The 22,776-nt window shown below is 59.0% G+C and carries 23 protein-coding genes and 1 tRNA gene; 2 read left to right on the top strand and 22 right to left on the bottom strand.

Features of this window, described 5'->3' with window-relative positions:
* Positions 1-176 precede the first annotated feature (176 nt).
* The 17 genes from dnaB to RBR25_RS10900 all read right to left on the bottom strand — a co-directional run bounded on the left by dnaB (position 177) and on the right by RBR25_RS10900 (position 13,648).
* The gene (gene dnaB, locus RBR25_RS10980; RefSeq protein WP_432819594.1) at positions 177-1,547 is read right to left on the bottom strand and encodes a replicative DNA helicase; all 1,371 of its coding nucleotides are present in this window, start codon (positions 1,545-1,547) and stop codon (positions 177-179) included.
* Between the two features lie 63 nt (positions 1,548-1,610).
* Positions 1,611-2,057: a 50S ribosomal protein L9 gene (gene rplI / locus RBR25_RS10975; RefSeq protein WP_432819593.1), complete on the bottom strand. Its 447-nt coding sequence runs from the start codon at positions 2,055-2,057 to the stop codon at positions 1,611-1,613.
* 26 nt (positions 2,058-2,083) lie between these two features.
* Positions 2,084-3,025 carry a DUF2232 domain-containing protein gene (locus RBR25_RS10970; protein ID WP_432819592.1) on the bottom strand — a complete coding sequence of 314 codons (942 nt, stop codon included), beginning with the start codon at positions 3,023-3,025 and terminating at the stop codon, positions 2,084-2,086.
* A gap of 21 nt (positions 3,026-3,046) precedes the next feature.
* Complete coding sequence (gene rpsR, locus RBR25_RS10965) at positions 3,047-3,316, bottom strand: 30S ribosomal protein S18 (protein WP_432819591.1); 270 nt, start codon at positions 3,314-3,316, stop codon at positions 3,047-3,049.
* Between the two features lie 30 nt (positions 3,317-3,346).
* Positions 3,347-3,715 (bottom strand): 30S ribosomal protein S6, encoded by a 369-nt coding sequence (rpsF, locus tag RBR25_RS10960; protein WP_432819590.1) that lies wholly within the window; start codon positions 3,713-3,715, stop codon positions 3,347-3,349.
* A gap of 128 nt (positions 3,716-3,843) precedes the next feature.
* On the bottom strand, positions 3,844-4,938 hold the full coding sequence (gene ychF / locus RBR25_RS10955; protein WP_432819589.1) for a redox-regulated ATPase YchF: 1,095 nt from the start codon (positions 4,936-4,938) through the stop codon (positions 3,844-3,846).
* Positions 4,939-5,016: 78 nt separating this feature from the next.
* The gene (locus tag RBR25_RS10950; protein ID WP_432819596.1) at positions 5,017-7,026 is read right to left on the bottom strand and encodes a sodium-translocating pyrophosphatase; all 2,010 of its coding nucleotides are present in this window, start codon (positions 7,024-7,026) and stop codon (positions 5,017-5,019) included.
* A 35-nt stretch (positions 7,027-7,061) separates the two neighbouring features.
* The gene (gene pth / locus RBR25_RS10945; protein ID WP_432819588.1) at positions 7,062-7,637 is read right to left on the bottom strand and encodes an aminoacyl-tRNA hydrolase; all 576 of its coding nucleotides are present in this window, start codon (positions 7,635-7,637) and stop codon (positions 7,062-7,064) included.
* 15 nt (positions 7,638-7,652) lie between these two features.
* Complete coding sequence (locus RBR25_RS10940; protein ID WP_432819587.1) at positions 7,653-8,255, bottom strand: 50S ribosomal protein L25/general stress protein Ctc; 603 nt, start codon at positions 8,253-8,255, stop codon at positions 7,653-7,655.
* 60 nt (positions 8,256-8,315) lie between these two features.
* Complete coding sequence (locus RBR25_RS10935; protein ID WP_432819586.1) at positions 8,316-9,308, bottom strand: ribose-phosphate pyrophosphokinase; 993 nt, start codon at positions 9,306-9,308, stop codon at positions 8,316-8,318.
* A 51-nt stretch (positions 9,309-9,359) separates the two neighbouring features.
* Positions 9,360-9,434 (bottom strand) — tRNA-Gln (locus tag RBR25_RS10930).
* Between the two features lie 17 nt (positions 9,435-9,451).
* Entirely contained in the window at positions 9,452-10,291 is an 840-nt protein-coding gene (gene ispE, locus RBR25_RS10925; RefSeq protein ID WP_432819585.1) for a 4-(cytidine 5'-diphospho)-2-C-methyl-D-erythritol kinase, read from the bottom strand.
* 139 nt (positions 10,292-10,430) lie between these two features.
* On the bottom strand, positions 10,431-11,375 hold the full coding sequence (locus RBR25_RS10920; protein ID WP_432819584.1) for a cytochrome C: 945 nt from the start codon (positions 11,373-11,375) through the stop codon (positions 10,431-10,433).
* A gap of 111 nt (positions 11,376-11,486) precedes the next feature.
* Positions 11,487-12,263 carry a cytochrome c3 family protein gene (locus RBR25_RS10915; RefSeq protein WP_432819583.1) on the bottom strand — a complete coding sequence of 259 codons (777 nt, stop codon included), beginning with the start codon at positions 12,261-12,263 and terminating at the stop codon, positions 11,487-11,489.
* 216 nt (positions 12,264-12,479) lie between these two features.
* Positions 12,480-12,779 (bottom strand): DUF167 domain-containing protein, encoded by a 300-nt coding sequence (locus RBR25_RS10910; RefSeq protein WP_432819582.1) that lies wholly within the window; start codon positions 12,777-12,779, stop codon positions 12,480-12,482.
* On the bottom strand, positions 12,779-13,330 hold the full coding sequence (locus RBR25_RS10905) for a DivIVA domain-containing protein (protein WP_432819581.1): 552 nt from the start codon (positions 13,328-13,330) through the stop codon (positions 12,779-12,781). The genes RBR25_RS10910 and RBR25_RS10905 overlap by 1 nt, the downstream gene beginning before the upstream one ends.
* Positions 13,331-13,351: 21 nt before the next feature.
* Positions 13,352-13,648, bottom strand: a complete 297-nt coding sequence (locus RBR25_RS10900; protein WP_432819580.1) for a YggT family protein — start codon at positions 13,646-13,648, stop codon at positions 13,352-13,354.
* A gap of 230 nt (positions 13,649-13,878) precedes the next feature.
* Here RBR25_RS10900 and RBR25_RS10895 point away from each other — a divergent pair, with 230 nt between their 5' ends.
* Complete coding sequence (locus RBR25_RS10895) at positions 13,879-14,946, top strand: 3-deoxy-7-phosphoheptulonate synthase (RefSeq protein ID WP_432819579.1); 1,068 nt, start codon at positions 13,879-13,881, stop codon at positions 14,944-14,946.
* A 98-nt stretch (positions 14,947-15,044) separates the two neighbouring features.
* Here the strand turns inward: RBR25_RS10895 and RBR25_RS10890 are convergent, their stop codons facing one another.
* Entirely contained in the window at positions 15,045-15,230 is a 186-nt protein-coding gene (locus RBR25_RS10890) for a MerR family transcriptional regulator (RefSeq protein ID WP_432819578.1), read from the bottom strand.
* A 158-nt stretch (positions 15,231-15,388) separates the two neighbouring features.
* Here RBR25_RS10890 and RBR25_RS10885 point away from each other — a divergent pair, with 158 nt between their 5' ends.
* A complete protein-coding gene (locus RBR25_RS10885) occupies positions 15,389-16,309 on the top strand; it encodes a diguanylate cyclase (RefSeq protein ID WP_432819577.1) in 921 nt (306 codons plus the stop codon).
* A 225-nt stretch (positions 16,310-16,534) separates the two neighbouring features.
* Here RBR25_RS10885 and rlmKL read toward each other — a convergent pair whose 3' ends face one another.
* The 4 genes from rlmKL to RBR25_RS10865 all read right to left on the bottom strand — a co-directional run bounded on the left by rlmKL (position 16,535) and on the right by RBR25_RS10865 (position 22,567).
* Positions 16,535-18,676: a bifunctional 23S rRNA (guanine(2069)-N(7))-methyltransferase RlmK/23S rRNA (guanine(2445)-N(2))-methyltransferase RlmL gene (gene rlmKL, locus RBR25_RS10880; protein ID WP_432819576.1), complete on the bottom strand. Its 2,142-nt coding sequence runs from the start codon at positions 18,674-18,676 to the stop codon at positions 16,535-16,537.
* 132 nt (positions 18,677-18,808) lie between these two features.
* Positions 18,809-19,228: an FKBP-type peptidyl-prolyl cis-trans isomerase gene (locus RBR25_RS10875; protein ID WP_432819575.1), complete on the bottom strand. Its 420-nt coding sequence runs from the start codon at positions 19,226-19,228 to the stop codon at positions 18,809-18,811.
* A 90-nt stretch (positions 19,229-19,318) separates the two neighbouring features.
* Positions 19,319-20,194: a PHP domain-containing protein gene (locus RBR25_RS10870; protein ID WP_432819574.1), complete on the bottom strand. Its 876-nt coding sequence runs from the start codon at positions 20,192-20,194 to the stop codon at positions 19,319-19,321.
* A 102-nt stretch (positions 20,195-20,296) separates the two neighbouring features.
* Entirely contained in the window at positions 20,297-22,567 is a 2,271-nt protein-coding gene (locus RBR25_RS10865; RefSeq protein WP_432819573.1) for a Tex family protein, read from the bottom strand.
* Positions 22,568-22,776: the final 209 nt, after the last annotated feature.

The following is a 22,776-nucleotide window of genomic DNA, read 5'->3' as shown; positions in this document are numbered from 1 at the left end:
TCGCTTCCTTCAGACCCTGCCGTTACCAGCAACGCCCTTGCGATTCGGATTGTCTTCCCCCTGGCCGGGGTGACGCCTGTCTCTTGCAACAGGCCGGGTTTGCCCGCTACGCTGGGCAAACAAAAAAAGCCCCGGAGAATAAACTCCGGGGCTTTTTTATGGATTCGCGCTAAAGATCAGAATCCGTTCTCACGCTTGCTCTGGTTTTCGAAGCGCGTGAACTCGCCGCGAAAGGTAAGATGGACGCTGCCGATCGGCCCATTACGCTGCTTGCCGATGATGATCTCGGCATCCTTGTCGTGGCCCTTATCGCAGGAATTGTCCCGCCGTTTGCAGGCCTCGCAGTAGACCGCATCGCGGTAGATGAACATGATCACGTCGGCGTCCTGCTCGATGGCTCCGGATTCGCGCAGATCGGCCATCATCGGTCGCTTGTCGGTGCGGCTTTCCAAAGAGCGATTGAGCTGGGAAAGCGCGACCACCGGGACGTTGAGTTCCTTAGCCAGGGCCTTGAGCGAGCGGGAAATTTCGGAAATCTCCTGCTGCCGGTTCTCGGCGTTGCGCCCCTGCATCAGCTGCAGATAGTCGACCACGACCAAGCCGAGGTCGTGCTCGGCCTTGAGCCGACGGGCCTTGGCCCGTAGTTCGAGAACCGATATGCTCGGCGTATCGTCAATGAAAATCGGCGCCTCGCTGAGCAGACCGGCACCGTTGGTCAGCTTGGGCCAGTCCGACTCACCGAGATGACCAGTGCGCAGGCGACTGGCATCGACCCGGGAGACGGAACACAACAGACGCTGCACCAACTGCTCCTTGCCCATCTCCAGGGAAAAAACGATACAGGGAACTGGCTTCTCGGTGCGCAGAGCGGCATGCTCGACGATATTGAGACAAAAGGCGGTTTTGCCCATGGAGGGGCGAGCGGCGATGATGATCAGATCCCCGCCTTGCAGACCGGCCGTCATCAGGTCAAGGTCATTGAAACCCGTCGGTACGCCGGTGATCAGCTCCTTGCGATCATAGAGCTTTTCAATGGTCTTGAAGGTTTCCTTCATGATTTCCCGAGTCGAGAAATAGGAAGGCTTGGCCTTCGTCCCGGCAATTTCGAAGATGGACTTTTCGGCCCAATCCAGATCCGCTTCCACATCCCCCCCCTCATAACCGCGCGTGGCGATATCGGTAGCGACTTGGATCAGCCGACGGGAGATGGCTTTATCCTTGACCATACGGCAGTAGTAGACGATGTTCGCGGCGGTTGGAACATAATCGACCAGGGTCGCCAAATAAGCGCTGCCGCCAACGACGTCGAGTTCCCCCCGCTGCTGCAGTACGGCAGTCAGGGTGACGAGGTCGGCCGGCTCCCCTTTTTCACTGAGATTGATGAGGGCGTTGAAGATTTTGCGGTGGGCGTCGCGATAGAAATCCTCGGGACGAAGAATTTCAAGCGCCTTGTTGAGGGCTTCGTTTTCTAGAAGGACGCCGCCAAGCACGGACATCTCCCCTTCCAGACTTTGCGGAGGAAGACGGTGAGCAGGCTGATCGACCATGAGTGGTAGAGGCTCCGGAGGGGCGAAACGGAACCGTGAACGGTTCCGCTTCGCCATTCGGGGTTATTCCGCAGGGATGACGCTGATCTTGACGGTGGCAACGACTCCGGCCGGCAGCTTCACCGGCACCTGATAATCCCCGAGCGTCTTGATCGGCTCTTCGAGAACAATCTTCTTGCGGTCGATCTCAATCCCGGCCTCGGCGAGCTTGGCGCCGATTTCCATGGATGTGACCGAGCCGAAAAGCTTACCATCCTCGCCCGCGCGATGGGCGAAGGTGCAGCTCAGGGCCTCAATCTGCTTCTTGAGCAGTTCGGCGCCCTGAGTCAGTTTCTGCAGCTTGCGCTCGAGCTGACGCTTGCGATGTTCAAGCTCTTTGACGTTACGGGGATTGGCTTCCATGGCCATTCCGCCAGGAATCAAAAAATTCCGGGCATAACCGGGCTTGACCTTGACCATCTGGCCGATCGTGCCGAGGTTCTCCACATTTTCGGTAAGAATGATATTCATGAATCGTGATCTCCTCTGAAAAAGATCTAGGTCTTTTTTACTTTAGGGTTACGAAAATCGAGCCACATATCGAAGATGCCGATACCCGTGACAATAGCCGGCAGGGGATTGACGATGACCAGCAGCAGATATCCCAGTACCCGCAGAAAAGGGGCTGTCTCACGGCGACGGAAGAAGTGTGCCACCACCGCCATGCCTTGCAAAAAATAAACGGGCAGCAACAGGGTCAGAAGGTTAACCGAGAGACGCTGAGGCAGTCCGACAGCGAAAAATACGCCAAATCCGCCGAGAATCACCCCCCAGATCAGTAACTCCGGCACCTTCCAAAGATAGAGCGGAGAGCCGGGAATCCGGTAGTACCCCTGAGAAAATCTCGCCAGCAGAATGACCACCAGAAGCAGCAGGGTGGCGTTGGCAACCAGGATCAATGAGGGATAAGCCGCAAGCAGGTAATCCGCAGTCCCGGCGGTAAGCGCCTTGAGTTCCTCCGATTGCGCGGGGGTCAGGTCGGCCTGCTGATAAAACTCATTAACCTTTACCAGCTCCCCCTGAATATACCCGGTGACGACCTGCTCAACCGGCGTCCCGGCATCTTGGGCGTAGACGAAGAGCAGAGAGAGGGAAATCAGGGTCGCGACCAAGGCGGTTGCGGCAATGGCCCGATCCCAAGATTGCCCCTTAAGCAGAAGCCGAGGGAGCAGCAGGGATGCAAAACCGAACTGCACGAAATAAAGCAAGGCCCCACCAGAACCGTCGATCAGCCACATCATAGCGGAAGCAAGAAGTACGACCCCCATCCCCGCAGCTAGCCCCTGCCGCATCTGTACATAGGCGGCAGGAAAGGGAGCGAGCATGGCCAGCACCATGCCAATGGGGCCAAGAACCCCAGAAGCCCAGAGCAGGCCCAGGGTCGCGATGGCACCCAGCAACTGAAAAAGCGCCGCCGGACCAGGCGATCCAGGGGACAAACGCACCGCCTCCTCCCCTAACTAATCGGCGCTGTGGCCCGAAGTAAAGGGCAGCAGTGCGATGTTACGGGCGCGCTTGATCGCCTCGGTGATCTTGCGCTGATGGTTGGCGCAGTTACCGGAAATACGACGGGGAACGATCTTGCCCCGCTCGGAAATGAAATAACGCAGAGTGCGAATCTCTTTATAATCGATTTTCAGCGTCTTGTCGCCGCAGAAACGGCAGCCTTTACGGCGGGTAAAACGGCGACGAGGAGCGGCCGGACGGGACGGTTTATTGGGATAGCTCATATGTCGAATCTCCTTTATGGCGTCAGTGGATTACTCGTTTTCCTCGGTTTCTTCCTCGGATTCCTCCTCGGAACTCTCGACCACTCCGGCCTCCGATGCGGATTCTTGGTAGCCGTTCTCGAGAAGAACCGTCTGAAACTTGATGACGTTCTCATCGATCCGCATACGCCGTTCAAGCTCGGCGATGGCATCGGCGGCTGCTTCATAAGCCATCAGCACATAAGTACCGCGCTGCTGCTTCTTCACCGGGTAGGCAAGCTTGCGAGTTCCCCACTCGTCGACTTTGAGGATATTGGCCTTGAGGTCGCCCAGAATCCCCTTGAATTTTTCGACGATGGCCTGATAGCCGTCGCCGACAAGCTCAGGGTGCACAATGTAGATGGTTTCATAGGTACGCATTGATGGAACCTCCTCTTGGGTTGTTAGCCCCGGACCGGCCGGAGCAAGGAGCTGGCGCATAGCGCCGGCGAAAAATTGAACTTGATTTACTAACACATCACCTGGGCGATTGCCAGATAATTCTATCTTCAGACATTAAAACGGAAGTGCATGATATCGCCGTCGGCGACGACATATTCCTTCCCTTCGAGCCGCATCAGTCCCTTTTCCTTTGCCCCAGCCTCGCCGCCGCAGCGAACGAAGTCATCAAAAGCGATGACCTCGGCGCGGATGAAGCCCTTTTCAAAATCACTGTGAATGACCCCGGCAGCCGCCGGCGCCTTGGCGCCGCGATCCACCGTCCAGGCGCGGACCTCCTTGACGCCAGCGGTAAAGTAGGTGAGCAGACCGAGCAGACTGTAGCCCGCCTGGATGACCCGATCAAGGCCGGACTGGTCGAGGCCCAGCTCCTTGAGGAATTCCGCTTTGCCTTCCTCGTCCAGTTCGGCGATTTCCGCTTCGATCTTCCCGCAGATGGTCACCATTTCGGCGCCCTCGGCGGCGGCAAGTTCGCGGAGGCCGGCGACGTAGGGGTGCCGACCCTCCAGATCGTCCTCGGAGACGTTGGCGACATAGAGCAGCGGCTTAGCGGTGATGAGGTGCAGATCGCGCAGCACCTCTCGCTCCTCGCCGGTCAGATCGGTTGCCCGGGCGGGACGCCCCTGATCGAGACATTGCTGAACCGCCTGCAAGACCACCAGTTCGAACTGACTCTTCTTGTCACCGCTCTTGGCCTGTTTCTCAATGCGCGTCATACGCTTCTGAACCGTCTCGAGATCGGCGAGGTTGAGTTCAGTCTGGATCACCTCAACATCCCGCACCGGATCGATGGAACCGTCGACATGGACGACATTCTCGTCATCGAAACAGCGGACGATATGGGCAATGGCATCCACTTGGCGGATATGGCCGAGAAACTGGTTGCCCAATCCTTCCCCCCGACTCGCCCCCTTGACCAGCCCGGCGATATCGACGAACTCGATGGTAGTCGGCAGAATCGCCTTGGGGCGCACGATTTCAGCCAGTTTCTGAAGGCGGGAATCGGGGACGGCGACGACGCCGATATTGGGCTCGATAGTGCAAAAGGGATAGTTGGCCGACTCGGCGCCAGCCGCGGTAATCGCATTGAATATCGTCGACTTGCCGACATTGGGCAAACCGACGATGCCGCATTTGAAACCCATGGGATGTTTATTCTCCAGAAATAAGGATAGCCGGAGCCAAAGCCCCGGCTATCCAGGTCATTCGATGTCGTTAGCGGATCACACCAGCAGCGGCGCGATCACCAGAGAGACGACACTCATCAGCTTGATCAGGATGTTCATGGACGGACCGGAAGTGTCCTTGAACGGGTCGCCGACGGTATCCCCGACAACGGCCGCTTTGTGCGCCTCGCCACCCTTCTTCTCCCCTTCCAGTTCACCCTTCTCGATGTATTTTTTGGCGTTATCCCAAGCACCGCCACCATTGGACATCATCAGGGCGAGAAGAACACCGGCGAGGGTAGCGCCGGCCAGCATGCCGCCCAGGGCTTCCTTACCGAAAACCAGCCCCATGAAGACCGGCGCGACGACGGCGACGACGCCGGGGAGGATCATCTCCTTCAAGGCTGCCTTGGCCGAAATATCAACGCATTTCTGGGAATCGGGTTTGGCCCCTTCTTCACCGGCGAGCAGCCCTGGAATTTCCCGGAATTGACGACGGATTTCATCCACCATCTTGCCGGCGGCGCGGCCGACACTGGTCATGGTCAGGGCGCCGATGAAGAACGGCAGGGCACCGCCAATGAGCAGGCCGACCACGACCTTGGGATCGATGAGGTTGATCGCCTCCAGCTGTACCGTAGAAGCATAAGCGGCGAAGAGGGCCAAGGCGGTAAGTGCCGCGGAGCCGATGGCGAAACCTTTGCCGATAGCGGCGGTGGTGTTGCCGATGGCGTCGAGACCATCGGTGATTTTACGGACTTCAGGACCAAGACCAGCCATCTCCGAAATACCGCCGGCGTTGTCGGCGATGGGGCCATAAGCATCGACAGTCATGGTCACGCCGACGGTCGCCAGCATACCGACCGCAGCGATGCCGATGCCATAAAGTCCGGCGCAGGCATTGGCGACAAGAATGGACAACGCGATCATGACGATGGGAGCGGCGGTGCTCTCCAGACCTACGGCGAGGCCATGGATGATGTTGGTGGCGGGACCGGTCTTGCTCGCCTCAGCGATCCGCGTTACCGGAGCTTTCGCGGTGTAGTACTCGGTGATCTGACCGATGGCGATTCCGGCCAGGGTACCGACCAGAATGGCCATGAAGACGCCAAATTTAAGGCTGGAGAACATGACCACGAAAAAGGCGAAGACCAGAAAGAGTCCGGCCGCCACAAAGGTGGTGTAGTGCAGGGCCTTGGCCGGATCCTTGCCGCTGAATTTCTTCATCGACCAGATGCCGATGACCGAGAAGATCAGCCCGATCATCGACAGGCTCAGAGGCATGAAGAGAGCGCTGGCCATGGTTTCCTCAGGCGTGCCGGAACCGATCTTGGCCAACAGTTCCGGACCGGCGGAAGCGGCAATGGCGATAGTGGCGATGATGGCGCCAACATAGGATTCAAAAATGTCGGCCCCCATGCCGGCAGTATCGCCGACGCAATCGCCAACGTTGTCGGCGATAACCCCGGGATTGCGAGGGTCATCCTCGGGAATACCGGCTTCGACCTTGCCTACCAGGTCGGCCCCGACGTCGGCGGCCTTGGTGTAGATACCGCCGCCGACACGAGCGAAGAGAGCGATCGACGAGGCGCCCATTGCAAAACCATTGATATAGCGGACGGTTTCCGGATCACCACCGAAATTGATAAAGGCGATGCCAACGCCGACCAGGCCGAGGGAAGCAACAGCCAAGCCCATGACCGCCCCGCCGTTGAAGGAAACCTGCAACGCGGCCGCCTGACCCTGAGCACGAGCCGCCTCGGAAGTACGGACATTGGCGCGGGTAGCAGCCTTCATGCCGACAAAGCCGCAAATCATGGAACAGGCGGCGCCGCCGACAAAGGTAAGAGCCGTCCAGAAGCCCATACTGATGGCAATAAGCAGAAAGACAATCCCGATAAAGATACCGAGAACCTTATACTCCCTGGCCAGAAAGGCCATGGCTCCGGCGTGGATGGCTTCGGAGATTTCCCGCATCTTATCATTGCCAACAGGATGGGATTTCACCTGCTGGTAGATCAGGATCGCTATCGCGAACCCGACCAAGCCCAGAATTGGAACAAGCATTTGCATTTGTCGTACCCTCTCTCTCTGTCTGGTTATTAAGGACCGATTTCCCGTCGGTTAAACTCATTCATAGCCAGTTGCGGCCCCCTCGCCACGACCGTTTCAACGGCACGGACGGCCTCATCAATCAGGGAGCCAAGGGTTTTACGTTCTGCCGCTGCAAAGCCAGTCAACACATAACGCGCCACATCACCGCCGGGGTGCGGTCTGCCGACGCCGATCTTGACCCGGATAAAGTCGGCATATCCCAAGGCCTGGCAGATATGGCGGATGCCGTTATGTCCCCCATGCCCGCCACCGATACGAATCCGCAGGGCGCCATAGGGCTGATCGATATCGTCATGAATGACGATCAGATTTTCCGGAGACACCGCCAAGGCTTTAACCGCCGAGGCGACACTGGCTCCGCTGAGGTTCATATACGTCTGCGGCAGGAGCAGGGTCGCCTCTTCGCCGGCCACCCGACCCGTGCCATAAAAAGCCTGATGCCCTTTCTTCTTCAGGGCAATACCGCAGATCTCGGCCAGTTGGCTGACCACCATGAAACCGATATTGTGCCGGGTATCGGCATACTCCGCGCCGGGATTACCCAGCCCTGCGACCAGTTTCAAACCAAGACCTTGCGCTTAAGCTTCTTCAGCCTCGGCAGAGGCCTCTTCAGCCTCTTCCACCTTTTGACCGACACAGGTGATAACCGTGAAGTTCACATCATGGGACATCTCCACCCCAGCTGGCAGACTGATGTCATGGGCGTGGAACACATCACCGATTTCCAGCGCAGTTACGTCCACTTCGATCGCTCCGGGAATCGCATTGGGCAAACAGACGACTTCCAGTTCCTTACGAATAATCTGCAAACTGCCACCGGCCTTCTCCCCGGCCGACTTGCCGATTGTATGCACGGGAACCAAGACATGAACCTTCTGGGTCAAGTCGATAACCTGGAAATCCGCGTGCATGTAATCACGGCGGATCGGATCAACCTGCAGATCCTTGAGAATGACAACCTTACCGGCGTATTCCGTCTCCCCTTGCAGGGTGATGAGGGTGTTCCATCCGGCCTCGGTGGAGATCGCCGTTTTCAGATCCTTGGGAGTCAGCACAATACTCGCGGGGCTCAGACCGCGGCCATAGACCACGGCGGGGATCATGCCTTGACGTCGCAGGGAACGAGCCGCCCCTTTACCGGATTGTGCACGCTCGGAAATTTTCAGTTCTGCTGTAGCCATATCCTTTATCCTCCATTTAAGGTGATGAACGAACGTCTGTACAAAAGTTCGCGAAAGTCGTCAGACAAAAAGTGAACTGACCGACTCGTCGCCGTGAATTCGGCGAATGGCCTCAGCCAGAAGTCCCGCCACGGAAAGCACTCGCAACTTACCACACAACCTGGGTTTTTCTCCCAAGGGGATGGTATTGGTCACGACGACTTCCTCGAGACAGCTCTGGCTAATCCGTTCTAGGGCGGGTCCGGAAAGAACAGGATGGCTGGCACAGGCATACACCTTGTGCGCACCTTTATCCTTGAGGGCCTGGGCGGCCTGACAGAGCGTTCCGGCCGTATCGATCATGTCGTCGATGATCACGCAGGTCTCCCCGGATACATCACCGATAATATTCATGACCTCCGAGACATTGGGCCCGCTGCGACGCTTATCGATAATCGCCAGACCGGCATTGAGACGCTTGGCGAATGCCCGAGCCCGCTCGGTACCGCCGGCATCGGGGGAGACCACGACCAGACGCTGACCGGGGAAACGCCCGTTGAGATCTTCAAGAAGAACCGGCGCCGCATAGAGATGATCCACCGGAATATTGAAAAAGCCCTGAATCTGCCCGGCGTGAAGATCCATGGTGACCAACCGGTCCATACCGGCGACGGAAATGAGATCCGCCACCAACTTGCTGGTAATCGGAGTCCGCGGCGCGACCTTGCGGTCCTGCCGGGCATAACCAAAATAGGGGATGACTGCGGTAATGCTCGCCGCCGAAGCCCGTTTCAAGGCGTCGGTCATAACCAGCAGTTCCATGAGATTGTTATTGGAAGGCGCGCAGGTCGATTGAATTACGTAGACATCCCGACCGCGAACATTCTCGCCGATCTCCACCATGATTTCGCCGTCGGAAAAGTTTTTTACATTGGCACTCCCCAGCGGAACCGCCAGATGCCCGCAAATCTCCCGGGCCAGGGGAAGGTTGGAGGTACCGGAAAATATTTTCAGTTTGTCCACCACGTGACCTCTCTTACTTCCAGAAAAAAACTGTAGGCCATGGCGGACCATGACCTATCTGAACCCCGATGAAGGCACTGTCTATTGCAAGCCGGAAGAACGTGGCTGGGGCGCCAGGATTCGAACCTGGGAATGCCGGAATCAAAATCCGGTGCCTTACCGCTTGGCGACGCCCCAACAAGTTGTTCTGTCCATCAGATGGGCTGTACGACGAAAACTTTCCAGCCGGGTTCCATCTCGAAGATCCGTGCCGCCTGCCGTACCGCATCCCGATATCGAAAGGCTCCGAAGACCGTTGGACCGCTCCCGGACATGAGCGCACCCTCGGCCCCGAGGCTCAACATCCGTTGCCGGATTTCAGCGACGACGGGGTAATCTCTCAGGGTGACCTGCTCAAGATCGTTATGCAATCCGCCGATCACGCCTTCCAGCGTTCCGGAAAACCTCGGCAGTCTAGCCACATCACCTGCGGATGTCAACAGTAATTTTCCATAAACCTGGGCGGTCGAAACACTAATCCCCGGATTCACCAGAAGGTACCAGACGTCCCAAACCGTCGGAGCTTTCTCCAACTTCTCACCGATACCGGTCGCCCAAGCGGTCGACTCATAAATAAAAAAAGGAACATCGGCGCCAAGCTGAAGCCCCAGCGACATGAGCTCTTCCCTGGGCAATACACTTCCCAGCAATTCATTCATTGCTAGAAGAACCGTGGCGGCATCGGAAGACCCGCCGCCCAGACCGGCCGCCACCGGAATCTCTTTATCGATATGTATGTCGACACCCTGGCCGCATTCGGCCAGTTCAAGCATTCTTCCGGCAGCCCGGGCGGCGATATTTTCCTCGCCGGCGGACAGCGACAACTGCGGACAGCGGACGCGGATCCCCGGCTCCCGGGTCAATGCGACGCGAATCCGATCATAAAGAGAAACCCTCTGCATCAGCATACACAGTTCGTGATAGCCATCCGGGCGCTTGCCCAATACATGCAAACAGAGATTGATTTTAGCTGGAGCCAACCAGATCTTATTCACCCAGAACCCTCCTGCGAAAGGGCGTAACTTAAAAAATCCTCTCCTCGCTGTCAAGAGCCAAACAGCAGAAAAGGACCGCAATCGCGGTCCTTTTCTGTGGGAACAACCTAGGCGCAAGGCCCGTCGGGCCGAAAAAACCTTACTGAGTTTTGACCGGCGGATCGTGAGGATCCAGATGGCAGGTCAAACAGTCGGGGAACTTGGCATGCAGGGAGGCGTTATGCGGCATCTCGCCATGACACTGGCTACACTTGGGAATCATGGCATGCTGTTCATGACAAGTCACACAGGAAACCTGTGCGTGCTTGCTCTGGCTTCCGGACCAGACGGCATAGACGCTGGAATGACAACCGGAGCAGGTCTTCAGATCGGTATTCTCGGTGAAGACGATCTGCAGCGGCTTGTGCGCCGGATGACAAGGCAGACAGCTTTCCTGCGGCTGCTCGGGGTAGTGGCCCTCGTGACAGACGAAGCAAGAGGGGATATTGCCGTGACGCTCGCTATGGCAGTCGACACAAGCGACCATGGAGTGCTTGCTCGGGAACTGCTGAAGTTCGGCGGCCGGACCGGCGTGACAAGAGGCGCAGTTCTGGGCCAAGCGGTCGGAAAGGGGAACGCCCACCGGCTTATGGGGATTGCTGTGACAGGCCAAACATTCGGTCTGTGCCGGGCCGTGCGGCAGCGTATGGCAGCTTTCGCACTTGGGCATGATCTCGGACCAGTTGTTCCTTGTGGGGTTGTAGGCATGGTAGACGGTATGACAGTCAACGCAGTCGAACTGATGGCCTCCGCCCTCGTTTTTGAGAGTCTGGAAATAGGAGGTATGGCATCTCCCACACTCGGCGGTGGTCATCTTTTCGACGGGGGCGTCATAAGGGCTGGCGACAGAAGGAGTACTGGGCACGGGTGCTGCAGGGGCAGGAGCCGGCGCGACGGCGGGAGCGGGCGCAGCCTCGGCCTGGTGTTCCGGAGCCGCCTGGGACTCGGCGACCGGCTTGACACAGGAAATCGACAACATCACCAGAGCCATAACCGCCAGAAACGACAGGGATCTGCTGACCCGTTTCTTCTTCTCTCTCTCCATGGATACCTCTCTTTCGCTACGCGACATTCGAAGTGCGCCCAAGGCGTCTGCATAAAAGAACAATCGAACAGCCACCGGCTTGGGCGGGTGGCTGTTCGATTCTGACAGGACTTATTTGTTCAGATCATGGGCGGTGTTATGGCAGTCACCGCAGTTCGGAAACTTTTCATGGATACCGGCCGCGTGAGGAGTACCGTGGCAATCAGTACACTTGGGTATCATTTTGTGCTGTTCGGCATGACAGGTAACGCAGGCAACATCCTTATGTTTATAGGGGCTGGCCATCAGCAGCTGATTAGCGGTCTGATGGCAGGCAGCACAATGGGCATTGGCAGTGTCCTCACCGTAAGTGACGGTCGCCGGCATGTGCGCCTTGTGACAGATGCCGCAGTCGGCCTGGGTCTGCTCGGGCGAATGAGGTGAATGACACTTGACGCACTCTGGGATCACCCCATGCCGTTCGGCATGACAGAAGCTGCAGGCCAGCAGGGTGTGTTTGCTCGGATTGGCATCCAGCTGGGCCTTCTGCGAATCGTGACAGGTCAGACAGGGAGCGGTCATGTCGTCTGTCAAAGCGACCTCCAGGGGGCGATGGGGGTTATGGCAGCCGGTGCAGTCCGGCAACTCGTAGTGGGGGTTCCCTTCATGGCACATGCTGCACTCGGGGATATTGTCCGTCACCTTGGGCGGATGTCCGACGTGGCAGTCCTGACAGGAAACGGCTGTCTGATGTTTGCCGCCGGCGGCGGCAATATCGGCCGGCTCCTGGTCATGACACTTGACACAATCGCTGTTCGCCAGAACGGTATCCTGTGCCAGAACATTCCCCGCGGAAAGCAGCAGGGACAGCCCACCCAAGACCAGCATACAACCCAAACCCTTCTTCATCGTACCTCCCTTTCAACGACTCCCTGAGATAAAGAACCCGGGCTCACCATCCGGCGGGAACTTGGGCCCTACGGATATTCGCCAGGAAAAAGTACATATAACTCGGCCCCATAGCCCAGCATATTCACATTAGAGCGAACCGATACTAGCAAAAAAGGGTATAACTGTCCACCGATAAATCTTGCCTGGAGGAGGTTCCATCCCAGCCAGAGCGGGTTATTTCATGGTCACGGCAATGCGTTCACGCACCTCCTCCAGGGAGGGGCCGCTGATCAGCAAACGCTTATGACGGGATCGCTCACCCGCCACCAGCCGGACATCGCCACGGGAAACGCCAAGCAACTTTGCAAAATAGTCCCGGCACAACTCGTTGGCGGCCCCCTCCACCGGCGGCGAGGTCAGGCGGACCTTAAGTTCACCGTCGCGGACCTCTACCACCTCATTCCTGCTGGCGCGGGGCTGCACCCACAGGGACAGAACGATACCGGCAGGTTCCTGGCGGGCGAAAGGAGACATCAGAAGCCTTCCAGTTCCAACCTCTCGTCCCCGCTTGGAGATCGTTCCTCCGTCGCCAAAGAGGACTCGCTACCTTCCAGCTCACCAAATCCCCTGCCCGCAACCGAAACCACGTCGAGGTCGAGCAGGCGCAGATGGCTCTCGACCAGGGTACGCAAACCGGTCTCGAAGGCAATCTTCTGGCGCTTGATCTCCTGGATTTCACTTACCAGCTGAATACGGCGATCCTCGGCATCGCGCACGATCCGCTCGGCTCGCAACTGGGCATCGGCAATGAGAATCTCCCCTTCGCGGCGGGCGTTATTTTTCATGTCATCGGACATCTGCTGCGCCGTCATCAGGGTCTGCTTGAGGGTAGCTTCCCGTCCGCGCATCTCTTCCATGGTCACCCGTGCCCGCGCCAATTCCTCCTTCAACCCTTGGCTGACCCGGGTCAGACGTTCGATCTCCTCGGAGATCAGTTCGAGAAAATGATCGACGCCGGCCTTCTCATAACCAAAAGGCCGGGTCTTGAAGCGATGCTGCTGGATGTCGATGGGGGTGATGCTCATGCCCGCTCCCAAGTAGAGAAACTAGAGACTGTACGCCACCCGCGTGAGAATGATCATGACGATCCGCTGCAGGAGAAAAACCCCGAAGAGCAGGATGATCGGTGAGAAGTCGATCGCGCCGAAACTGATCGGCAGGATCCGGCGGATACGGATCAGCAGGGGGTCGGTCGCGCTATGCAGAAAACGCACGATCGGATTGTAGGGATCGGGATTGACCCAGGAAATGATCGCCCGGGCGACGACGATATAGATGTAAAGAGTGACGATCAGGTTGAAAACCTGAGCGACCACCATGATCAGTTCACCGAAAATTCCCATGTGCATCTTCTCCCGTGAAATCAGACACAACGAGCCATTAACAAGGGATCTTTTATACAGCAAGGGTGGAAAGGGTGTCAAACCCTTTCCCCGGCGGGACGCAAATCCCAAAGAACGGCGGCAATACCGATTAGAATTTTGACATTCCCGCCGAAAAACGCTACATTATGCGCCCAGAAACGCGCACCGGCCAGGGGCGACCCGCAAATGACCACACAAAGGGGAAATTCATGAAACGTACCAACAACCTTCGCATACGCCGTACGGCGCCGATCATCGCCCCCGCCGACTTGAAACAGGTTTTTCCTCTTACCGAACACGGCGCCGAATTCGTCTGTCAGGCCCGGGAACAGATCACCAACATTCTCAACCACAAAGATCCGCGCCTGATGGTGGTCGTCGGTCCCTGCTCCATCCACGACCCCAAGGCCGCCCTTGAATATGCCGAGCGCCTCGCCCGCCTGAGCCGCCAGCTCTCCGACCAGCTTTTCCTAGTGATGCGCCTCTACTTCGAGAAGCCCCGCACCACCATCGGCTGGAAGGGGCTGATCAACGATCCGGACCTCAATGGCACCCACCGGATCTCCAAGGGTCTCGGCATCGGTCGCGGCCTGCTCTGCGCCATCACCGAACTGGAACTCCCGGTCGCCTGCGAAATGCTCGACCCGATCACCCCCCATTACCTGGCGGACGCCATCAGCTGGGGGGCGATCGGCGCCCGCACCACCGAATCCCAGGTTCACCGAGAAATGGCCAGCGGCCTCTCCTTCCCCGTCGGCTTCAAAAACGGCACCGACGGCAACCTGCAAATCGCCATCGATGCCATGAACGCCGCCCTGCACCCCCACAACTTCCTCGGCATCGACAATGACGGTCGCAACGCCATCGTTTCCACGGCGGGGAACAGCGATGTCCACATCGTCCTGCGCGGCGGTAACCACGGCCCCAACTACCAAGCCGAGGATATCCGGCGTACCAAGGAGATGCTCGCCAAAGCCGGCCTGCCGACACGGATCATGGTCGACTGCAGTCACGCCAACAGCAACAAGGACCACGAAAGACAGGAAGCCGTCCTCAAGGACGTCATCGAGCAGATCGGCGCCGGCAACCGCAGCATCTGCGCCGTCATGATCGAAAGCAATCTCGAACCGGGCAACCAACCGACATGCGAAGATTTTTCCAGTCTGAAATACGGGGTATCGATCACCGACAAGTGTATCGGCTGGACAGATACCGAAAGGCTGCTGCGCTACGCCCACCAGACCCTCAAGGACTACGGCGGCAGAAAGACCGCCTGACCGGATCGGGGCGTTCCCTTCCTGGCGAACAGCCTGCCGTCGACCGTCGAAAATCCGTCCCTCGCCCCGTCACCGCCGATGACGGGGCGAGACGATCCTCAGCTTCGCGGGGTCTGTTCCTGCAAAACCAGCCGGACATCATCGACATTGACCTTGGTGATCTTCTTCCCTTCGCGCTCGGCCCGCACCAGCCCCTCTTCCACCCACTGGGTCAGACGACCCCGGCCAATACCGAACTGCCCTTCAATTTCCTCAGGCGTATACCACGTCTTCATCAGAGCCATAAAAACATCCTTTCTTTGCCGTTATCAGGGCCACCCGTTTCGCGAACCTCCTTGCTTCGTTGCGGCATCTTCATTGCGATTTGTTTAATTCTTTACAAAGGCCGTGGAAGCATTTAGATTGGCAAAAACTTTCAACCTTTATCAACTATCCGGAACCTATGGAAACTTCGGTATTAATTATCGATGATTCGCCCGGGGCCCGTCACCAGATTATCGACGGGCTTAAGACAGCCGATCTTTTCCAAGTTTATCATGAGGCGGGAAGTGTCGTCGACGGCTTCAAGATCGCCCTGAGCGACCCCCTTGACGTCATTCTCTGCGACCTCGATATGCCCGACATGGATGGTTTCAAGTTCCTCAGCATGATCAAGACCCGCAAGGAACTTCAGGATATCCCCGTCATCCTGGTCACCGGCGTCAACGACCAAGAGAGCAAAATCCACGGACTGGAACGGGGCGCCAGCGATTACCTCACCAAACCCTACGACCCCGCCGAACTCATCGCTCGGGTCAAGGTGCAGCTCAAAATCAAGACACTGCAAGACAGCCTGAAAAAAAGTAACCAGGCCCTCATGGAACTGTCCAACACCGACCCCCTGACGCACCTGAGCAACCGCCGCTATCTGATGAAAACCCTGGAAAAGGAATTGCAACGCTGCGAGCGGTCGCAGAAGTCGATGGCGCTGATCATGGTCGACGTCGACCACTTTAAACCGGTGAACGACACCTACGGTCACCAGCAGGGGGATGTGATCCTGAAAACTCTGGCCGACCAGATGAAGGCGCACCTGCGCGATTACGATCTAGCGGCCCGCTTCGGCGGCGAGGAATTTGCCCTGGTTCTGCCCGAAACCACCCTGTCCGAAGCCGAGCAGGTCGCCGAGCGTCTGCGCATCGCCATCAGCGAACTGAGAATTCCGGCGAATCATAACGAAATCCGCCTGACCATCAGCCTCGGCGTCGCCACCTATCCTCACCCCAAAGTACGCACCGTCGACAATCTGATTCTCGAAGCGGATCGCGCCCTTTACAACGCGAAAGAAAAAGGGCGTAACCGCGTCGAAACCATCTTCGGCTGATCCACCGCCTCACGCCCAAAAATCGTGGGCGTGCCGACTCTCTTCTTCGCTGATGACCCGAATGGCACTCACCCCCGCCACGGGGCAGCGGGTTTCGCAGAGCCCGCACATCCCCCAGTTGCCCCCCGCAAACGCTTCGGCATATACGACGAGAGGCCGATCATTCCGGCAAAAAAACCGGCGGAAAGAACAGCCTGATCAATTAAAAGAACACTCTACCTTTTTCTACCGTTTCCGAACCTGCCAGCAATTATGAATGCGCGGGTTGCGTTCGAAATCCCTGGGGATGGTCTTTCGGGTGATGTCTTCGATGAGCAGTTCCGGAAGGGCGGCGGTGTCCATCTTGAACTTGCGGTTGTTGTTGGAGAAGATCAGCGTGCCGTCTTTAGCCAGAAGATCCGCCGTTTTGCGCAGGAGTTCGACGTGGTCGCGTTGCACGTCGAAGGTGCCCACCATGCGTTTGGAGTTGGAAAAGGTCGGCGGGTCGAGAAAGATCAGATCGAATTCCCCTTTGGCGCGGCCGAGCCATTCGAGGCAGTCGGCCCGCTCCAGCCGGTGGTTGCCGCCGGAGAAGCCGTTCAGGGCGAGATTCTTTTTCGCCCAGTCGAGGTAGGTCTGGCTCATATCGACGGTCAGGGTCGAAGCCGCGCCGCCAAGAGCGGCATGGACGGATGCCGCGCCGCTGTAGGCGAAGAGGTTGAGAAAGCGCTTGCCCGCCGCCAGTTCGCCCAGCAGCAGCCGGGTCGGGCGGTGGTCGAGAAAGAGACCGGTGTCGAGGTAGTCGGAAAGATTAACCAAGAGCCGTGCCGCCCCCTCGCGCACCTCGATGAATTGCCCCCGTTCGCCGAACTTGCCGTACTGCTCGGTCCCTTTCTGCTGCTTGCGTACTTTCAGGAAAATCCGCTCCGGCGCCGTCTGCAACACCTCGGGTAGCACCGCCATCACTTCCTGCAAGCGCTGGGCAGCTTTGCACTCGTCGATTTCCTTGGGCGCCTGATACTCCTGTACATGCACCCAGCCGTCGTAAAGATCGACCGCCACCGCGTACTCGGGGATGTCGCCGTCGTACAGCCGGTAACAAGAGATTACCTCCTGTCTGGCCCATTTGCTGAGGGTTTTCAGATTTTTGCGCAACCGGTTGGCGAAGCTGGTCGCCCCTTCCGAGAGAACCACCGGCGCCGGGGGGCGGTGGCGGTCGACGAAGCTCTCTGGCTGCACGTCGATGTGCAGCAGCTTGCATTCGAGAGCGCCGTTGTAGAGGGTGTGCAGCTTTCTCGCCCGCAGGCCGAGCTTCTTGCCGAGCTCGACGTTGCCGGTGAAGATCGCCGCCTTCCAGCCGACGAACTGCTCCTTCAGTTTATCGCCGAGGGTGCCGTAGACTTCCTTGAGCGCCTCAACCTCGCCAAGCCGTTCGCCGTAGGGGGGATTGACCACCAGCAGCCCGGCAGCGGCTCCAGCGGGCGCGACCAGGGCCGCCACTTCGCGCCGTTCGACGTGAATCCGTTCGCGCAGCCCGGCCTTTTCGATATTCGCCCAGGCGGCGCGGATCGCCTTGTGGTCGGCGTCATAGCCAACGATCGTCGGAATCCGCGCCATACCGGCGGCGCGACGCCCTTGCGCCTCATCCAATAATTGCTGCCAGAGAAGAGCATCGTGCCCACGCCAGCGCAGGAAACCGTAATGGGGACGGAGCAGCCCGGGGGCAATGTCCCCGGCCAGATACGCCCCTTCCAGCAGCAGCGTCCCCGAACCGCACATGGGATCGACCAGCGCCCCGCCCCGCGCGGCGATTTCCGGCCAGCCGGCGCGGATCAGGATCGCCGCCGCCAGGTTCTCCTTGAGGGGCGCAAGTACCCCTTCGTCACGGTAGCCGCGCCGGTGCAGACTGTCGCCGGAAAAGTCGAGGCTCAAGGTGGCGGTATCGCGCAGCAGATAGAGATTGATGCGCACATCGGGGCGCTCGGCATCGACCGAGGGGCGCATGCCGGTGCGGTCTCGGAACTGGTCGACGACGGCGTCCTTGATCTTGAGGGCGGCGTAGTGGGAATGGGTGATTTTCGAACCGGAAACGCTGGCATCGACCGCCAGGGTACTTTCGGCGGAAAGATGCTCGCCCCAGTCGAGGGAACGGACCCCGGCGTACAACTCTTCCGGGGACTTTGCCGGAAAGGTCGCCAGCGGCAGCAGCACCCGGCTCGCCAGGCGCGACCAGAGACAGGCGCGGTAGGCGATTTCCAGCGGCCCGGAAAAGGCGACCCCGGCACGAGCCTCAACGACCTCAAAAGCGCCGAGGGCGCGCAGTTCGTCGGCGAGCAGCGGCTCGATTCCCTTGGGCGCGGTGGCAAAAAAATTCAGGTGGCTGGTCATGGCGTTCCGTTCAAAATGGCGGGGGCGACCGCCTTGGCCGCCCCCCCCCTCGTCTTAGATTTGTTGTGAAGAGTGGGCAGTTTAAGGGTTTCTCCTCACGTTAAACTCCCCCCCCCCTCACTCCTCACGGATTTACTGCAACTGAATGTTGAAGGTCAGATCCTTACCGGCCAAGGGATGGTTGGCGTCAAGGGTGATGTGGCTGTCGCTGACCGTGGTAATCTGCACAACCATCCCCTCTCCCTGCTCCTCGCCGACATGCAACTGCATTCCCACCTGCGGTTGCATGTCGGCCGGCAGCTGGGTGCGGGGCACTTCCAGCACCATCTCCTCGCGATAAGGACCATAGGCCTCTTGGGCGGGAATGGTCACAGTGCGCGACTCGCCGGCGCTCATGCCGAGGACGGTCTTCTCGAAACCGGGGATGAGCTGGCCCTCGCCGAGGGTAAATTCCAACGGCTCGCGCTCAAGGGAGGAATCGAAGACGGTGCCGTCTGCAAGGGTTCCGGTGTAATGCACTTTGACGGTATCGCCGTTTTTTACCTGGGACATGAAAGCTCCATAAAAAAGACTGAAGGTTGAAGACTGAAGGCTGAAGGTTAAAGACGGGCAGGTTAGCACAATCCATAGCCGACGGGCAAATCAGGGCTTGGCGACGCGGCGTTTTTCTACGGCGGAGCGGATTTCTTCGACGCAGGAGTAGGGGATTTTCAGATTGCCCCGACCACCTCCGATAACGATCTCTCCCCCTTCAATACCGTGGAAATCGCTGCCGCCGGTGACGATCATCCCCCGCCGTCGGGTCTGAGTGATGGTCCAGTCGATATCGTCGTTACTCGCTCCAGTATTGTAGGCCTCGACGCCATCCATGCCGAGGGCGACGAAGATGTCGAAGAGCTTGAGCAGACCGGCGCGATCCACCGGAATGTAGGGGGGATGGGCAAGTACCGCGACGCCGCCGGCGCGATGGATGAGGTCGATGGCTTCGGCGATGGGAAAATAGCGCTTTTCCACGTTGCAGGGAACGAGATAGCGTTCAAAGGCTTCATCTTTCGTCATCACATGGCCGTCTTCGAGCAGGGCCATGGCGATGTGTGGCCGACCGATGGTTCCCCCGGCCTTGGCCTTCACCGCCGCGATGTCGATGGGCGCGCGCCCCTCGGAAACCAACTTCTCGTTGACTCGCTCGACGATGCGCTCGTTGCGGCTTTCGCGGAATTCGCGAAAGGATTTGAGCGCCGCGTGCAGGTTGCCGTCCCGGTGGTCGAAACCGTAGCCGAGCAGGTGAATGTCCTGGATCGACTCCCACACCACCGACAGTTCGACCCCGGAAAGCACCTCGACCCCCAGTTCGGCCCCAACCGCCATCGCCGCGTCGATACCGTCGATATTGTCGTGATCGGCCAGCGCCATCGCCGAAAGCCCCGCCTTCGCCACCATCCGCGCCACCTCCTCTGGCGTAAAAACGCCGTCGGAGCAGGTACTGTGCAGGTGCAAATCCACCAGTTTCCGGGTCATAAAAATCCTTTCAAAATAGGCTTTTCCGCCGATTTTTTTGGAAGCGACCCGGCGGGTCGCCCTAGGCGAGGCATCTCCTCGCTCCTACAAAATATCCCCAAATTACCGCTTCTTCACCCGGAACCCCGCCTTTTCCCAGGCGTTGCGATCATCCACAGCCGCCTTTTTCGGCTCGGCGGGCCGAGTGGTTTTTTGGCGGCCGGTGCCTTCCAGCGCTTCCTTGATCGACAGGGAGATGCGCTTGCGGGTAACGTCGACGGCGAGAACTTTGACCTTGACGATCTCGCCGACTTTGACCGCTTCGTTGGGATCTTTGATGAAACGGTCGGAGAGGTGACTGACGTGAACCAGGCCGTCCTGATGGACGCCGATGTCGACGAAAGCGCCGAAGGCGGCGACGTTGGTCACGGTTCCCGGCAGCACCATCCCCTCTTTCAGATCGGAAATCTCCTGCACATCGTCGCGAAAGGCCACTGCCTCGAAGGCGGCGCGGGGGTCGCGGCCGGGTTTTTTCAGTTCTTCGAGGATGTCCCGCAAGGTCGGCAGGCCGACGGTCTCGCTGACGTAGCGCTTGAGCTCGATCTTGCCGGCCAAGGCCGGATCGCTCGCCAACTGGGCCAGGGAGACGCCGAGGTCGGTGGCCATAGTTTCGACCAGTTTGTAGTTCTCAGGATGGACGGCGGTGTTGTCGAGAGGATGGACGCCGCCGCGGATGCGCAGAAAGCCGGCGGCCTGCTCGAAGGCCTTGGCGCCGAAGCGCGGTACCTTGAGCAACCCCTTGCGAGCCGCGAAGGAACCGTTTTCATCGCGGTAACGAACGATGGCCTTGGCCAACGATTCGCCGATGCCGGAGACGTAGGCAAGCAGCGCCCAGGAGGCGGTGTTGAGATCGACGCCGACGAAGTTAACGCAAGATTCAACGGTGGCGTCGAGGGCCTTTTTCAAGGCGCTCTGGCTGACGTCGTGCTGGTACTGGCCGACGCCGATGCTCTTCGGATCGATCTTGACCAACTCGGCCAGGGGATCCTGCAACCGGCGGGCGATGGAAATGGCACCGCGAATGGTCAGGTCGAGCTCAGGAAACTCCTCGCGGGCGATATCCGAAGCCGAATAGACGCTGGCTCCGGCCTCATTGACCACCACCACGGCGACGGACAATCCCGCCTCTTTCAAGGTGTCGCGGATAAAGCGATCCATCTCGCGACTGCCGGTGCCGTTGCCGATGGCGAGCATTTCGATGGCATGGGTTTGCACCATCCGCAGCAGATCTTTCTTCGCCTGCGGCAGCCGAGATTCGCCGGTGTGGGGGTAGATGGTGACGTGCTCCAGAAACTTGCCGGTGCTGTCCACCGCCGCCAGCTTCGAACCGGTACGCATCCCCGGGTCGACGCCAAGGACCCGCTTGCCCCCGGCCGGCGGCAGCAGCAACAGATTCTTGAGGTTCTGGGCGAAGACCTCGATGGCCGCCTCGTCCGCCTTTTTCTTCGCCTCCAGCCGCATTTCGACCTCGATGGAAGGCGCGATCAGACGCCGGTAGGCGTCCTCGGCCACCGCTTCGAGCAGCGGCTTGAAGATGCTTTCCCCCTTCAGCAGCCGGGCTTTCAGCCGCAAGAGGATCTCCGCCTCGGGCGCATCGATGGTCAAGCGCAGCACCTCCTCCTTCTCCCCCCGGCGCATGGCCAGCATCCGGTGGGAGGGGATGACTTTCAGCGGCTCCTGATAGTCATAGTACATCTCGAACTTGGTCACCGCCCCCACCTTCTCGGCGGCCACCTGCGAGCGGAACACTCCCTGCTCCCAGGTCAGCTGCCGCACCAGGGCGCGGGCGTCGGCATCCTCACTCAGTCCCTCGGCGAGGATATGCCCGGCCCCGGCCAAGGCAGCGGCGACATCGGGCACCTCTTTTTCCGGATCGACAAAAGGCGCGGCGACCTCCTCCGGGGTGCCACTTTTGAGTTCTTGGGCGGCGATCAGCGCAGCCAGCGGCTCCAAGCCCCGCTCGCGGGCGATGGTCGCCTTGGTGCGGCGCTTCGGCTTGTAGGGCAGGTAGAGGTCTTCCAGCTCGGTCTTCTGCCGGGTCGCCTCGATGCGGCCTTTGAGCTCCGGCGTCAGCTTGCCCAGCTCTTCGATGGTTTTGAGGACCGTGACCTTGCGCTCCTCCAGCTCGCCGAAATAGGCCAACCGCTCTTCCAGAGAGCGGATCTGCACTTCATCCAGCTCGCCGGTGCGCTCCTTGCGGTAGCGGGCGATAAAGGGGACAGTCGCCCCTTCGCGCAGCAGTTCGACGGTATTGTCCACCTGGGAGAATTTAAGACCGGATTCCTCGACCAGAGTGTCGAGCACCCGGGAAAGCTGTTGGGGGGTCAGTGCCATGGGTGGTTCCTTTTTGGAGATAAGATTAAAACCGGCCTCGCGCCCGTTCGCTGCGCTCACTTGAGCACGCGGAGGGCGTAGAGAAAAGCTGGAGGGAGCGGGCGAGAGACGGCTTCGATTTTCAAAGGGGAGGGATTGTAGCATGGGGGCACGAGGAAGAGAAGCCCGTTCGCCAGGCGGCGGTTTCCGGGCAAAGGTACCGGGGTCGC

This window comes from Trichloromonas sp. (assembly GCF_034006665.1).
In the GTDB taxonomy this organism is placed as follows: Bacteria; Desulfobacterota; Desulfuromonadia; order Desulfuromonadales; family Trichloromonadaceae; genus Trichloromonas.
Note: the sequence above shows the minus strand (reverse complement) of the source record. Positions and strands in the feature narration are given on the sequence as shown.